The organism is Candidatus Egerieousia sp. (assembly GCF_056211015.1).
In genome coordinates this window covers 1-15,529 of the sequence record NZ_JBAELF010000087.1, presented here as the reverse complement: position 1 = coordinate 15,529, position 15,529 = coordinate 1, and the positions used below count along the sequence as shown (strand labels likewise).

Sequence of the window (15,529 nt, the reverse complement as noted above, 5' to 3'; positions counted from 1 at the left end):
GCCTCCGACTTTACAGCCGCACAAGTCGGTATGATCCGGTTTTGTCCTGCTCCCAAAATTCATCAATTAATGAAGCATGCAATGTGATTTCTGAACTTTTTGCATAGGAATTTGACTCTATGGTATTTGTTATATTTTCCTTCAATTTCCCGTTCTCCCAAATCTGAGAAACGCATTCGTTGGAGGTGTGATCAGAAATAATAGCAACTCCTGTTTTCATCCCAGCATCACTAATCAATTCACTAACTATCTGTTTTCTTGCCTCATCAAGTGAAAATGAAGAAGTATGGAATGTTTTGTATATGAATGTTGAGTTGGTTGGAGCAGGAGCTTTGTGCATCCACTGCGGTTTTATATTGTCAGAACGAATCTGAGAAGAAGCGATGGTGGGGCATATCATCACCTCTGCCATCGCCAAAAGTAAGATAACAAGTGAGCGTCTCATTTATTTGCCTCGGTTTTCTTTATACTGCTGAAGGCCATCCTTCATTTTTTCTTTGAATTGTTCTTTATTAAACTCTACCTCTAGGGCGCCATCTTTTGAAAGAACATTCTCAGCTATATCCGCCGTATTTGTAAGGACATCAAAGCCTGCTGATACTTCCATACAAACGAATACTTGTATTGTACCATCAGAAAGGTCGTATACAGTTGTCTTTATGACTTTTGAATTTTTCACACATTCCGAATAGAATTGCCTGTTTACTTCTTCAAACAGTGTTTCTGCTGTAGATTTTCTGTTTTGGGATACATTTTTTAGGTAATCCTCCACTGCGCCTTCAACGGCAACTTGCATCATTCGTCCAAGTTCCTCACGAGCATTGACTTTTGCCTCTTCCCGGGCCACTTTCTCATTATATGAGATGGCGGTTCCGACAGTAGCAAAATCTTTCTCCCAAGATAAAGCCTCACATGGCTCTGTGGCACGAGCTGTTCGAGTAGGTGTTGCCGGCCTATTTGCAGTTTGAGTGATCCGTGGACTTTGTTGTAATTGAGCATTGTAGCCAGCATTATTGGCTTTTCGTGCTGAACCACATGATGTCACAAACATAGCGATGGCTACGAATGCGAAAAAGAAAAAGATTTTTTTCATCTAAATAGGTGTTGTGCCCGGCAACTGCCCCAATCCGAACAGATACAAAAAAAAGACGTGGGAGTTTTACTCTTGCTCACCCCGACATCAGGCTTTGGCTGCCTACTCAAAGGATAAGCAACGTAGCTAGCCCACGCCAGGGATGATATACAGTAATCTCCACGCCCAGATAACGGCGCAGATGACTGAATCGTCATCGCCGGTGGACGTCCCGTTGCGCTATCTTCTTTGAGTTAACAAATCGCCAAATTTGATGTCAGAAGATAAACGTCAAGTAACGTCTTCATTATGTCTGCCCACCCGACCCTGCAACCAGCTCACAAAGCAAATCCAGTTGGATTATTTTCGAAAAGAGTGGATGCCGGGCTAGCTAAGCATTCACAAATATACAAATAAATTCTTTTCTTGAGAAATATTTAAAGATCTGTGCGTTATTTTGCACTCAAGACTGTATTTCCCCGCTTTCGGACGGGCAATATGATACCATGAACTCGCCGTTTTCGTTCTGGAGAATCCAGTCACCTTCATTCACGGTAATGAAGCCGTCCTTGGTATTGAGACTGAGCATATTGAATCCCATGCAGAAATACGGTGCCAGCACCGCATCTCCTGCAAAGCGCTTTATTTCAGCATAATTAGTTCCTGTGTACTGTATCTGTTTCATAGAACACTACTCATAACGAAGCGCCTCTATAGGATCCAGCGCAGCGGCCTTGCTCGCAGGAAGATAACCGGAAGCTATGCCAACCAGGACGCAGAGCAGAATGGCTCCGATTATCCATATCCAAGGCATTATGAAACCGGCCTGCATCACCATTGCCACCACATTGCCTATGATTACGCCAAAAATTATCCCCAGTATGCAGCCCAACTGGCTTATAACCACGGATTCAAAGAGGAACTGCTGTCTTATTCTTGAGGCAGAGGCTCCGAGCGCCTTTCTTGTTCCTATCTCTGCGGTACGCTCCTTCACGCTTACCAGCATTATATTCATAAGGCCCACAGCAGCACCCAACAAGGTTATAAGTCCTATCACTGCGGCTATCAAGGTTATGCTGCCCATAACGGAACCCAGTTCCTCCATCATGCTCTTGCTGCTGTTTATTTCAAAATCGTCTTCATCTGCAGGTCCAAGACGCCTTGCCATTCTGAACAATTTCCTTGCAAGATCCTGCTCGGTATTGAAATCGGCATCGGGGTTCAGGCTCACCTGGATTTCATAACTGTACGAATCCAGTGCAAAGGATGCTCTTGCATTTGACATTCCTATGAGCATTCTTGTATCGCTGCTGCCTCCCATTGTGTTTCCCTGTGATGCCATCACTCCGATGACCTGATACTTGCGGCCGTCAAGGTCTACCAGTCTGCCAACAGGATTATCATTCTTGAACAGCTGATAGGCAACTGAACTTCCTATTATGCAGACAAAAGCGCCAGAGTATATTTCCGAAGCCATGAAGTTCCTTCCCCTTTCCAGCCCTAGTGAATTGCAATCCAGATAAGACTCATCAACTGCACGGAGACTTATGTTGGGCGTTGTTGAAACGGAGCCGCTCTTTACCGTGCTCATTCCGCTCACGCTTGTCCACACAGAAACCTGACCGTTGCCTGCCGCCAGATAAGTTTCCTTGAACATTGATGCCTGCTGCCAGCTTATCTGCCAGGAATTCAGCACACGAGTTCTCTTTGCCTTCTCCCCTTTTCTGAAACCGCTGCCTCCAATGCTGAAATTGTTCGTTCCAGCCTTGCTGAAAGTGGAGTTGACCTGTGATTTGAGTGCCTCCGTGGCAGTGAGCACGCCCACGAGCGAGGTGATGCCTATTGCTATGATAAAGATTGTGAGCGCAGAGCGCAGACCGTTGCTCTTTACAGAATTGAATGCAACATTGATATTCTCCCTCAACACCGGGGAAAACAAAGTCCTTATGGACATTTTTCCTCCTTTCTCCATAATTGTCCGCCTTTTTTCTATTCCGGGGAAGTGGCAAGAACCACTTTGTACTTGTTTCTCTTGGCAATGTTCATAAGATTCACAACCTCCTCTACAGGAACGCTCTTGTCCGAATAGATTGAAAACGAAGGTTCCTCCTCATTGTCAAGCATTGACTGCAACAGGCCCTCAATCTCTCCCCAGGATACAGGCGTTACGTTTCCGTTTATGTGGTAAGTGAATGTATTGTTCTCCAGATGATGTTTTATTGATACGGAAACCTGCTGCTTGTCCTGAATCTGATTTGTGCTCTTGGGAAGAAGAAGCTTCAAGGCATTGGGATTCACAAGGGTTGAAGTTACCAGAAAGAAGATGAGCAAAAGGAAAACTATGTCCGTCATGGAGGACATGCTGAACTCTGCGCTTACCTTTGTCTTCCGCCTGATTGCCATAGCCTATTTGTGTAATGTATCAATGAAATCAATTGTAATGTGCTCGAGTCTGGAAACCATGTCGGTCACCTGCAGAGTAAGGTAATTGTAGCCGAAATATGCCAGAATACCTACAATAAGACCGGCAACCGTGGTAACCATTGCTGTGTAAATACCTCCTGAGAGAAGGGTTATATCAACATTGGCTCCTGCCTGCGCCATATTGAAGAAGGCCTGTATCATTCCCATTACGGTTCCAAGGAAACCTATCATAGGTGCACCTCCGGCTATTGTAGCAAGGTACGGCAGGCCTTTTTCCAGTCTGGCCACCTCAATACCGGCAACATTCTCCATTGCGTTCTGAATCTCGGATGCGGAACGATCCGATTTGTCAATTCCCTTCTCAATCATTCTAGCCGCAGGGGTGCCGCTGTTCTGGCAGGCAATTGCGGCATCGGCCATCCGCCCTTCCTTGAGAAGTTTGCGCACCTGTATTACAAAATCGTATGTTGCAATGTTCAGTTTCCTGAAAGCCCACCATTTCTGCGCAAAAAGATAGATGGTTGCTATTGACAGGAGGAAAAGCGGCAACATAAGCCAGCCGCCCTTGAACACCATTCTGATCAGTGAAAAAGAAGCCTCGCCTGAGGCTGCCTGTAAAAACGATAAACAAATGCTCATAACCAATCATTCATACACAATGCAAAGATACTCAAAAAGCACAAACTTCCCATTTGCATTAAACAATATTTTATGGTACTTTTGTGGGATATATCGCGGTAGAATGGAATCAGCGAATCTGGAGAAGAAATGGATAGTGAACGAGCCGGGCAATCCTGCGCTCGTGCGCCAGCTTTCCGCTGCTCTGGGCGTTGATCAGGTATTGGGCAACCTACTGGTTCAAAGGGGAATAACCACATACGAGGAATCAAGGCGCTTTTTCAGGCCGTCACTTGACATGCTTTATGACCCCTTCCTCATGAAGGATATGGACAAAGCGGTGGAAAGGCTCCACAAGGCCATAGTTGACAATGAGCGCATACTCATTTACGGAGACTACGACGTAGACGGCACAACTGCAGTGGCCCTTGTATTTTCCTTTGTAAGCCAGTTCAACAGGAATATTGACTATTACATCCCGGACAGATACGATGAAGGATACGGCGTTTCCTACAAAGGCATTGACTGGGCCCGTGACAACGGATTCCAGCTTGTGATTTCACTCGACTGCGGTATCAAGGCCATAGAAAAGGTTAAATATGCCAAACAGTTCGGCATTGACTTCATAATCTGTGACCACCATCTCCCGGACGAGGAGTTTCCGCAGTCCGTGGCAACACTTGATCCAAAGCGCGCTGACTGTAACTACCCATTTGATGACCTCAGCGGCTGCGGTGTGGGCTTCAAGCTGGTTCAGGGCTATGCGCAGAAATACTGCGTGCCTTTCGAGCAGATAACACCTCTGCTTGACCTTGTTGCCGTAAGCATTGCCGCCGACCTTGTAAGCGTTGTTGATGAAAACAGGGTGCTGGCATACTACGGTCTGAGGCAGTTGAACGAGAACCCGCGGAAAGGTCTCCTTTCAATGATAAAGCTCTGCGGTCTTGACAAGCACGAGACATCAGGCAAGAGGAACAACATAACCCTGGACGACGTTGTGTTCAAGATCGGTCCCAGGATCAATGCTGCCGGCAGGATGGAGAGCGGAAGAATTGCCGTTGACCTGCTTACGGCCGGCAACGATGAGGAAGCCAAGCAGATTGGCATGGCCATCAATGTACATAATATAGACAGGAAGAACATAGACAGGGAAATAACCATCGAGGCCATCAAAATGGTGAAAGATCACCCAGACTTTGAAAGGAAGAGCGCCACGGTGGTATATAATCCTTCCTGGCACAAAGGTGTGGTTGGTATAGTTGCCAGCCGTCTGGTCGAGGCCTTCTACAAGCCAACTATCGTTCTCACCAATTCGAACGGATTCGTTACGGGATCGGCAAGAAGCGTGAACAATTTCGATCTCTACGCAGCAATAGAGAGCTGTGCGGACCTTCTTGAGAACTTCGGCGGCCACACATACGCAGCAGGCCTTACAATGAAGGAGGAAAACCTTCCGGAGTTCTCCCAGAGATTCGAGGCATACGTGAAGGAAACCATCACAAAGGAAGTGATGACCCCTATTATCCATATTGATTCATTCCTGGACTTCAAGCAGATAACCCCTAAATTCTTCCGCATTCTCAAGCAGTTCCAGCCTTTCGGGCCGGGCAACACCTCCCCTGTTTTCCTTACCGAGAACGTTTACGACAACGGCAACGGACGCAAGGTGGGAACGGACAACGGCCACCTCAAGCTTGAACTCATTCAGGAGGACGAACCATACAGGCACATCTCAGCAATAGCGTTCAACAAATCGGAATACTTCGAGCATATCCAGAACGGCAACCCGATTGACATCTGCTACTCCATTGCGGAGAACTACTACAGAGGCCTTGCAAATATCCAGTTGAGGGTAAAGGACATCAAGAACAGGGAGGATTTCATTTAGTCTCTTTCCCGGAAAATCTCTTGAACACGAATCTCACCATCAGGAAATTCACCGGCACCGATATTGCCAGTGTAGGAATCATAGCCCACTCCTTTGCTCCTCCGAGACTTTTCACAATATCCATGAAGCGTCCTGAACCGCAGATGTATTCCAGCACTTCAGGAACATCGGCCCAGATGAACAGGTTCAGCAGCACCAGTTCAAGGAAATAATTGATTACGTGCGCCCCAACCATACCGAACATCTTCTTCCAGGAAGGAACGCTGCGGAAAGTGAAATATGCGCTCAGGTAGAAATTGGCCACAAAGGCTATGACATACCCCAGAGTGAAGGAGACCGATGCATTGATGAACTTCACCAGACACCAGTAGATGGCCAGATGCAGCAGCTGGGCTATCACACCCACCACCACAAAGCGCAAGGCCTCCTTTATCACACCCTCATGCTTCCTGTACAGACTTCTCATCATATTCTTCTTCCACCGGCGATGGTTCAATCAACTGTAGTAAGCCCTTTATGAACAAGATATTCAGTGCTCTGGAGCATTGAGAAGCAGTATTCCCTCAAGTATTCGAAACCTTCATCCGAATCAGTGAAGCTCAGCTTGCCATCAGGACTCACTTCATACCTGTATTCCATTGAATTCTCAGGACTGTATATGAACAGCCTGTCCGCACTGCGGGCCGCAATCATGTTGTCAGAACCGTAATATATGCAAGGCCTTGGATTGCGCAGGATGTCAAGGCCGAAATTGTTCTTCACATAATCAATCCCCAGCATTCCGAGAAGGGTTGGGGCAAGGTCAATCTGACCGCAGAAGGTGCTTATCTCCTCAGGCTCTATCCCTTTGCCGTAAATCATCAGAGGAACGTGGTTGTATGATGTAGGCACCTCACAATCGGCGCTTCCCACCATTTTTCCGTGGTCACCAAGGAAAATGAAGATGGTATTGCTGAACCAGTCCCTGGCGCTTGCCTGCTCCATTAGCTGTCCTATTGAGAAATCCGCATATTCAACTATCGCATCCTCAATATCGCTGCTCCTTGGCTTGAACCACTCAGGAAGCACGTATGGTGGATGATTGCTTATTGAAAGCAGTACCGCAAGGAAAGGATTGCCTTCAGATGCACGTGCATCAAGAACGGGCAGAGCGTATGAGTAAAGGAAATCGTCCTGGACGCCGAAACTGTTCACCACCTTGTCATTTGGATAATCCTCCTGCGCATAGATCTCATCAAAGCCGTTCGTACGGAAGAATCCGTTCATATTGTCGTACTGCGATTCGTGCGTCATGAAGAAAAGATTCCTGTATCCAAGTTTCTTGAGTTCCGTAGGAAGACCGCTGTATTTCGGTATCACGCTGCCCTTCATTGCGTTCCTCTTCATTATTGCCGGGAAGGAGTAAAGGGTTGAATACATGCCGTGGTTCGTATGGATTCCTGCAGAATAGAAATTCGTGAAATGCATTGAATTTCGCCACAGGCTGTCTATCGCAGGTGTAAGACTGTTCTCCCCTCTCACCGCCCCGGTGAGGTTCATTGACATGGATTCCATGAACACGATTACAATGTTGCGGCCGGCGAACGGTGATATGCTGTCGCCGTAGAAAGAGCTGACCCTTGTCTGCAGAGGGCTGGCCTCAGGATTTCCTCCATCAGGAATGCCAAGCAGCCTGACTGCAGTGGCCAGAGCCTGCCCGTTGTCCATAAGTTCAAGCTGCCTGTTTTCGCTTCTATTGTCGTCACGCACGCTGTTCAAGAGGTTGAAAGCAGGATTGATACCCAGCTGGTTGAGGAAGGGATCGCTGCAGTAGTACGCCCCGCTCACCTTGATGGGGTTGTAGCCTGTCCTGCCCCTTATTCCAAGGAAACACAGGCCAACCAGCACCGCCCCTGCCAGAAACACAGTTCCGCCCGCACTCCAGCTGCTCCTCTCTCTTCCCGTGTTGATTTTTCCTCTCATCCACCTCGACAGCAATACAACATAAATTGCAAAAATCACAGATACTGCAACAAACACGAAGAATGCCTGCATATAGGTCTTCTCTCCAGTTACCATACCTACGGTCTGAGTTCCGTATGAGAACCACTCGAATATGGATGAATTGATAACCTTGAAGAAATACTCGAAATATGGGATATTGGCCGTGCTTATGAGGAAAGCCACCGAGTAGAAGGCTATGAACCAGATATTCGCTGCCCTGAACAGCCATCTGGAGCTCCGGTTGAGCAGCGAGCTTGTCCAGAACACAACAAGAGGCAGAGCCAGTATGTAGCAGGCAATGACGTTGTCAAACCACAGACCTATGAGGAAAGCTTTTGCCTTGATCTGCCAGGAATCCGAGATTTCCGGTGCGAAATCATAATTGATATGTACGAAAAGCAGGTACCTGAGAACAGAAAGAACAAGCAATGCTCCGGTATGAACCGCAAGAAGATATGCAATTGAATATTTGAATTTGTTCAGAGTGTCTTTTTGCATGATTATTCAAAAATTTTCACAAATATACTCCAATTATCACTATCTTTGCAGTTTCCAACGGAATTCCGTTATAAAAAGATTTTGTGAATAAAAAACTGTATATATAAGATGCAAGAACCGGTTTACAACGAGCAGGAGCAGTTCAGACGTAATGCATTGCAGCAGCTCAGAGATCTGGGAATCAATCCTTATCCAGCAGAGCTTTATCCGAAGAATGCAACTGCAAAGGAAATTCTCAGCAATTATGACCCGGAGGCGGGTAACTATTCATCCGTTACAATAGCCGGCCGTATAATGGGAAGAAGAATAATGGGAGCGGCCTCATTCATAGAGTTGATGGATGAAACAGGAAGAATCCAGGTTTACCTCAACAGGGACCAGATTTGTCCGGGAGAAGACAAGACAATGTACAACACCGTATTCAAGAAACTTCTTGACATAGGTGACATCATAGGCATCAAAGGCTATGCTTTCATTACCAAAACCGGTCAGACTTCCGTTCATGCACAGCAGCTCACAGTTCTCTGCAAGTGCCTGAAGGTTCTTCCTATTGTAAAGGAGAAGGACGGAGTGGTTTATGATGAATTCTCGGATCCGGAGCTCAGATACCGTCAGAGATACGTTGACCTCATAGTCAATCCCGAGAACAGGGAAACTTTCATCAAGAGGGCAAAGATAATTTCAACAATGAGGAAGTTCTTTGACGATCACGGATATCTTGAAGTGGAGACCCCTATCCTCCAGCCGATTCCGGGAGGCGCATCCGCACGTCCTTTCATAACTCACCACAACACTCTTGACATGAATCTTTTCATGAGGGTTGCAAACGAGCTTTACCTCAAGAGGCTAATAGTTGGCGGTTACCCTGGCGTTTACGAGTTTGCAAAGAACTTCAGGAACGAGGGAATGGACAGGACCCACAACCCTGAGTTCACCTGTATGGAAATATACGTGGCATACAAGGATTACGAGTGGATGATGGATTTCGTTGAGCAGATGCTTGAAAAAGTTGCCATAGCTGTTGACGGAACCACAAAGAAGATGATAGACGGCAACGAGGTTGATTTCAAGGGGCCTTTCCGCAGGCTTCCTATGCTTCAGGCCATAAAGGAATATGCAGGTGTTGACATCGAGGGTATGGACGAGGATCAGCTCAAGCAGGTCTGCCGTGATTTGCATATCAAGATTGATGAATCGTTCGGAGCTTCAAAGCTCATTGATTCAATCTTTGGAGAATATTGCGAGAAGCATCTCATTGAGCCTACATTCATCACAGACTACCCTGTTGCCACTTCACCCCTTACAAAGAGACACAGAAGGAATCCTGACCTCACCGAGCGTTTTGAACTGTTCGTATGCGGCAAGGAGCTTGCAAACGCATATTCAGAGCTGAACGACCCTATTGACCAGCTCGAGAGATTCAGGGAGCAGCTCCGCCTGAGAAAGAAGGGTGATGATGAGGCAATGTATGTTGACCATGACTTTGTACGCGCTCTGGAAGTAGGTATGCCTCCAACATCTGGAATGGGTATAGGTATTGACAGACTCACAATGTTCATGACAGGCAAGAACGCTATTCAGGAAGTGCTTCTTTTCCCTCAGTTGCGTCCTGAGGTTTACAACTAGCAAAAGTGAACACAAGTATAAGTTCAGCGCAGAATCCGAGGATAAAGGATCTGCTGGCATTACAGGAAAAGTCCCGTCTCCGCAAGGAGCGCGGGCTTTTTGTTGTGGAAGGCATAAGGGAAATCCGGCATTGCATTGAGGGAGGGTACATCATAAAGGAAATATTCCACAATCCTTCAATGATAAGTGAGGAAAAACTGCTGCAAATGTTTCCGACAGGTGCCGGGGATGTGACCATCGCCAGTGTAAATGACTATGTATATGAGAAGATAGGCTACCGTGGAAGCACTGAGGGTGCAATTGCCATTGTGGAGGCCAGGGAACTTCCCTTGAACGGGCTGAACTGCATCTGTGATGGGAAGCGCTCTCCTTTCATAATCGTTACTGAGGAAGTGGAAAAGCCCGGAAACATTGGTGCGCTGCTCCGTACAGCAGATGCCTGCGGAGCCGATGCCGTGATAATCTGCAATCCGCTTACAGACATTTACAATCCAAACATCATCCGTTCTTCGCTCGGGGGTCTGTTCACTAACAGGATTGCGGTATGTTCAAGCACGGATGCAATAAAATGGCTGAAAAGCAAAGGCATCTCAATTTACACGGCGCAGCTTCAGAATTCAGTTCCTTACTATTGCGCTGATTTCACCGCCCCTTCGGCAATTGTCCTTGGTAGTGAAGCAAAAGGCCTCTCCCCTGAATGGAGAGAAGCCTCCGATAGGAAAATCATCATTCCAATGCTTGGAAGGATTGATTCGCTGAACGTTTCAATAAGCGCAGCCGTACTCTGCTATGAAGTGGTCAGGCAGAGAATTACTGGAAATACTCTTTAAGGAACTCGTCAAGCCCTTCGGCCCCTATATTCCTTGCGACTATGACTCCCGTTGAATCAATCAATATGTTCTGCGGGATTTCCTTTATGCAGTACATTTCCGCTGCGGCATTCTTCCAACCCTTAAGATCTGAAAGCTGAAGCCATTCCAGATTGTCGTCCTGAACGGCCTTCTTCCATTCAGCATAATCCTCATCCAGAGATATGCCAACTATTGCAAGACCCTTTGAAGCATACAGCTTGTGAATTGCAACAACGCCGGGGTTCTCTCTTCTGCAGTCCATGCACCAGCTTGCCCAGAAATCGAGCATTGTAAGCTTGTTGTTCCTGTAAATATCGGACATGCTCACACTCCTGCCGGCAATGTCATTCTGGGTAAAGTCAACTGCCCTGCATCCCGGCTGGGTGATTTTCAGTGTTTCAAGCATCTTGCCAACAATCTTGAAACGCATGTTGTCATTGAACTTGCCGCTGTTGGCGAACTGACGGTATCTTGCCAGGTTCTCTTCCAGAGTTCCCTTTGAAATGAATGATGATGCAAAACGCTCGAAAGCAAAGATTGAAACGGGATCCTGCTCAATGAGGCTTCGTTCGTATTCGGCGGACAAAGTTCTGAGAGAATCAAGCAGATTTCTGAATTTCTCCTTGGAAATAATGCCCATCTTGTCATACGCCCGGTTCAGTGAATCCAGTTTGAATTCCTGAGCAATGGCCAGACGATGTTCGGACAGTTTCCTGAACATATCGTGAGTAGGACATCCTTTCACTTCTGCACGCACTTTGGATACGAATTGTTCATCAAGAACCGCATTCACGCTGGCATGGCAGTTTTCAAGGAAGAAGCGGCTGATTTTCAATTTCCTTCCGTCATTGCCTGTTCCGTACAGGTTGAAGTCCTGCGGTGTTATCATGGTATCGCAGGTGAATACCACCCTGCCCTTCTCTATTGGCAAGGCCTTTTCAAAAGGGGCATCCGGCATTGTACTTTTCAGGAAAAGGCTGTCCTTGGAGAGAAGTTCAAGGTTCCCTTCCAGATTCACCTCCAGCACAAAGCCTGTTCCAAGTTCATATTTCTGCTCCTCGCTACTGCAAGAAAGCATCATGGCTGCACTCAGGCAGAAAAAGGTGACTGAGGCAAGAAATTTCATACTATTCATACTATTTATACCAGTCCTTGTACATCATATATCCCTGGGCGTTCTTGTGTGCGGCGGCAGCTATGGCTTCACTGGCATCCTTGACTTTCTTTGCCGGGACTCCAGCCCATACGCCGGAATCAATGACAGCATTGCTCAGGACCACAGAACCTGCAGCTATTATTGTATTGTCCGCTACAACTGCATTGTCCATTACAATCGCACCCATTCCAACAAGTACATTGTTGCCTATTTTGGCACCGTGTATTACTGCGTTGTGCCCTACTGACACATCGTTGCCTATCTCGGTAACTGACCTCTGGTACAGTGTGTGAACAACAGCACCGTCCTGAATATTCACACGGTCCCCTATTTTTATGGTATTCACATCGCCCCTGAGCACAGCACAGTACCAGATGCTGCAATCATCGCCTATTGTAACATCACCGAGTACTACAGCGTTCTCAGCAATGAAACAGTTCTTGCCAATCTTTGGAGTGAATCCCCTCAAATCCTTGATTATCGCTTCCATATTCTCTCAATTAAAACAAAGGAGGGAATACTCAGGAATATCCCGGTCTCCCCTCCCTTGCATATCAATCAAATTTCTTTACCTTCAGTAAATCCGCCAGCATTATTCCTCCTGATATACAGCTTTGGCCTGAACCATTCTGTTGTAGTCATCCATTGAAGCCACAACAATGTTTTCAAACTCCTTCTGTCCGGTACCTGCAGGAATAGGGTGACCGCAGATGACGGTTTCCTTAAGTCCCTCCAGATAATCAACCTTACCGCGTACTGCAGCATCGCTGAGCACCTTTGTGGTCTCCTGGAATGAAGCGGCTGACATGAAGCTGTTTGTTCTCAATGCTGCTCTTGTGATACCCTGAAGTATCTGCTTGCAGGTAGCCGGTTTGGCATCACGCGCCTCAACCAGCTTGAGGTCCGCACGCTTGAGCAGTGAATTCTCCTCCCTCAGACGTCTTACAGATACTATCTGACCTTCCTTGAGAGTTGTTGAATCACCTGCATTGAGGATGAACTTCTTGTCCCAGACTGAATCATTCTCCTGAATGAACTCCCATTTGTCAACCAGCTGTTCAGGCAGGAATCTTGTATCGCCCGGATCAACTATCTCAACCTTTCTCATCATCTGTCTTACAATGATTTCGAAATGTTTGTCGTTGATCTTAACGCCCTGCATGCGGTAAACTTCCTGAACCTCGTTCACAATGTACTCCTGAACCTTTGTAGGGCCAAGAATCTCAAGAATGTCTACAGGAGCAATTGCACCGTCTGACAACGGCATGCCTGCTCTCACATAATCGTTTTCCTGAACAAGAATCTGTTTTGACAGAGGAATGAGGTATGACTTCTTCTCGCCTGTCTTGGCAACAACCTCAACTTCCTGATTACCTCTCTTGATCTTTCCGAGATGAACCTCTCCGTTGATTGCCGATACGGTAGCAGGATTTGAAGGGTTACGTGCCTCGAACAGCTCTGTAACACGTGGAAGACCGCCGGTGATATCGCCTGACTTGCCAATAGCCCTTGGAATCTTCATGAGTATTGCACCGGCCCCGATCATCTGGTCGTTATCAACCATGATATGGGCGCCAACAGGCAGGTTGTAAGTATGCAATGCAACTCCGTCTGCATCTACAATGCTGATGGCAGGGTTCTTTGACTTGTCACGGCTTTCGATTACAACCTTCTCCTTATGCATTGAGAACTCGTCTGAAGCCTCCTCCCTGAAGGTAAGACCATCAATGAGGTTGTCATAAACCACCTTTCCGGCAACTTCGGTTATGGTTGTTGCGTTGTAAGCATCCCAGTCACATATCTTGTCACCTTTGCTCACAACTGCGCCAGGACCGAAATACAAGGTTGCGCCGTAAGGAATATTGTATTGAGAATAAGTGATTCCTGTATTTGGATCAATGATTCTCATTTCGGCTGTACGGCCAATGACTATTTCGCTCTTTTCACCATTCTCCTCCTTTACAAGAGTTCTGAGCTCCTCGAATTCAAGTTTACCATTGTATTTTGAAACAATCTCACTTTCGGAAACGCTGCTAGATGCAGTACCACCAACGTGGAATGTTCTAAGTGTAAGCTGTGTACCAGGCTCACCAATTGACTGTGCTGCAATCACACCAACAACCTCGCCCTTCTCCACCATACGGCTGGTGGCAAGATTTCGGCCATAGCACTTCGCACATACACCCCTCTTGGATTCGCAAGTGAGCACTGACCTGATTTCAACCGCCTCAATAGGGAGAGACTCTATCAATGCGGCAATGTCTTCAGTGATCTGCTCGCCTGCACCTATGATCTTCTCACCTGTAAGAGGGTTGTAAACATCATGAACAGTTGTTCTGCCGAGAATTCGGTCATAAAGGGTCTCAACTATGTCATCCTTCTTCTTGATGGCTGTAGCAACAAGGCCCCTCAATGTACCGCAGTCCTCCTCGTTGATAATAACATCGTGTGAAACGTCAACGAGACGTCTTGTGAGGTAACCTGCATCTGCGGTCTTCAAAGCGGTATCGGCCAAACCCTTACGTGCACCGTGAGTTGAGATGAAGTACTCAAGGACAGACAGACCTTCCTTGAAGTTGGAAAGAATAGGGTTCTCAATGATTTCAGCACCCTGTGAACCTGATTTCTGAGGTTTTGCCATCAAGCCGCGCATACCGCAAAGCTGACGTATCTGCTCCTGGCTGCCGCGGGCGCCTGAATGAAGCATCATATATACAGGGTTGAATCCCTGATTGTCCTCTGAAATCTGCTTTACAACTATCTTGGTAAGGCTGGCATTGGTATTGGTCCAAACGTCAATGATCTGGTTGTACCTCTCATTGTTTGTGATAAGACCCATATCAAAGCTTGCCTGTATGTTCTCCACTTCAGCATATCCGGCATCAACAAGCTCCTTCTTCTCAGCAGGTACGATAACGTCTCCAAGGTTGAATGAAAGACCGCCCTTGAAAGCCATCCTATATCCGAGAGCCTTGATATCATCCAGGAACTGTGCAGTTCTTGAAACTCCGCAGACCTTGATCACATTACCGATGATATCTCTCAGTGATTTCTTTGTAAGAAGCTCGTTTATATATCCAACCTGCGGTGGAACAACCTGATTGAAAATGATTCTGCCGGCAGTTGTCTCAACCATCTGTGTTCCCTTTGAAGAATCGGTCATATCCTTAGGCAACCTTACATTTATGATGGCGTGAAGATCAAGCCTGCGCTCATTATTGGCTATGATAACCTCTTCAGGACCGTAGAAGTTGAGGCCTTCTCCCTGTACGCCCTTTCTTGGTTTGGTAATGTAGTACAAACCAAGGACCATATCCTGTGAAGGGACTGTGATAGGCGCGCCGTTTGCAGGGTTCAGAATATTGTGTGAACCAAGCATCAGCAGCTGTGCCTCAAGAATGGCGGCATTGCCC

14 protein-coding genes are annotated in these 15,529 nt (G+C 46.9%); 3 read left to right on the top strand and 11 right to left on the bottom strand.

Translation table 11 applies throughout. The features are described 5' to 3' along the window. Positions 1-10 precede the first annotated feature (10 nt). From AC06L3_RS06480 to AC06L3_RS06455, 6 genes are all read right to left on the bottom strand, one after another. On the bottom strand, positions 11-445 hold the full coding sequence (locus AC06L3_RS06480) for a hypothetical protein (RefSeq protein WP_475669807.1): 435 nt from the start codon (positions 443-445) through the stop codon (positions 11-13). Then, positions 446-1,093, bottom strand: coding sequence for a hypothetical protein (locus AC06L3_RS06475; RefSeq protein ID WP_475669806.1), 648 nt, complete (start codon positions 1,091-1,093; stop codon positions 446-448). A 442-nt stretch (positions 1,094-1,535) separates the two neighbouring features. Further along, positions 1,536-1,757 carry a hypothetical protein gene (locus AC06L3_RS06470; protein WP_475669805.1) on the bottom strand — a complete coding sequence of 74 codons (222 nt, stop codon included), beginning with the start codon at positions 1,755-1,757 and terminating at the stop codon, positions 1,536-1,538. 6 nt (positions 1,758-1,763) lie between these two features. Further along, on the bottom strand, positions 1,764-3,044 hold the full coding sequence (locus AC06L3_RS06465; RefSeq protein WP_475669804.1) for an ABC transporter permease: 1,281 nt from the start codon (positions 3,042-3,044) through the stop codon (positions 1,764-1,766). Positions 3,045-3,061: 17 nt separating this feature from the next. Then, entirely contained in the window at positions 3,062-3,475 is a 414-nt protein-coding gene (locus tag AC06L3_RS06460; RefSeq protein ID WP_475669803.1) for an ExbD/TolR family protein, read from the bottom strand. Between the two features lie 3 nt (positions 3,476-3,478). Continuing rightward, the gene (locus AC06L3_RS06455; RefSeq protein WP_475669802.1) at positions 3,479-4,135 is read right to left on the bottom strand and encodes a MotA/TolQ/ExbB proton channel family protein; all 657 of its coding nucleotides are present in this window, start codon (positions 4,133-4,135) and stop codon (positions 3,479-3,481) included. Positions 4,136-4,238: 103 nt separating this feature from the next. Here AC06L3_RS06455 and recJ point away from each other — a divergent pair, with 103 nt between their 5' ends. Further along, positions 4,239-6,002 (top strand): single-stranded-DNA-specific exonuclease RecJ, encoded by a 1,764-nt coding sequence (gene recJ, locus AC06L3_RS06450; protein ID WP_475669801.1) that lies wholly within the window; start codon positions 4,239-4,241, stop codon positions 6,000-6,002. On the opposite strand, the gene AC06L3_RS06445 is transcribed toward recJ, so the two are convergent. Both AC06L3_RS06445 and AC06L3_RS06440 read right to left on the bottom strand, forming a co-directional pair. Then, a complete protein-coding gene (locus AC06L3_RS06445) occupies positions 5,995-6,471 on the bottom strand; it encodes a GtrA family protein (protein ID WP_475669800.1) in 477 nt (158 codons plus the stop codon). The two genes, recJ and AC06L3_RS06445, sit on opposite strands and share 8 nt — an antisense overlap. A 23-nt stretch (positions 6,472-6,494) precedes the next feature. Continuing rightward, positions 6,495-8,483 (bottom strand): LTA synthase family protein, encoded by a 1,989-nt coding sequence (locus tag AC06L3_RS06440; protein WP_475669799.1) that lies wholly within the window; start codon positions 8,481-8,483, stop codon positions 6,495-6,497. Positions 8,484-8,591: 108 nt separating this feature from the next. Here AC06L3_RS06440 and lysS point away from each other — a divergent pair, with 108 nt between their 5' ends. Beyond that, positions 8,592-10,109: a lysine--tRNA ligase gene (gene lysS, locus AC06L3_RS06435; RefSeq protein ID WP_475669798.1), complete on the top strand. Its 1,518-nt coding sequence runs from the start codon at positions 8,592-8,594 to the stop codon at positions 10,107-10,109. A 5-nt stretch (positions 10,110-10,114) separates the two neighbouring features. Then, entirely contained in the window at positions 10,115-10,939 is an 825-nt protein-coding gene (locus tag AC06L3_RS06430) for a TrmH family RNA methyltransferase (RefSeq protein ID WP_475669797.1), read from the top strand. Here the strand turns inward: AC06L3_RS06430 and AC06L3_RS06425 are convergent. The 3 genes from AC06L3_RS06425 to AC06L3_RS06415 all read right to left on the bottom strand — a co-directional run. After that, entirely contained in the window at positions 10,920-12,086 is a 1,167-nt protein-coding gene (locus AC06L3_RS06425) for a TlpA family protein disulfide reductase (RefSeq protein WP_475669796.1), read from the bottom strand. The two genes, AC06L3_RS06430 and AC06L3_RS06425, sit on opposite strands and share 20 nt — an antisense overlap. Positions 12,087-12,096: 10 nt before the next feature. Next, positions 12,097-12,606, bottom strand: a complete 510-nt coding sequence (locus AC06L3_RS06420) for a gamma carbonic anhydrase family protein (RefSeq protein WP_475669795.1) — start codon at positions 12,604-12,606, stop codon at positions 12,097-12,099. Between the two features lie 102 nt (positions 12,607-12,708). Continuing rightward, positions 12,709-15,529: DNA-directed RNA polymerase subunit beta' (locus tag AC06L3_RS06415; RefSeq protein WP_475669794.1), on the bottom strand; the 2,821-nt coding region annotated here is incomplete at its 5' end.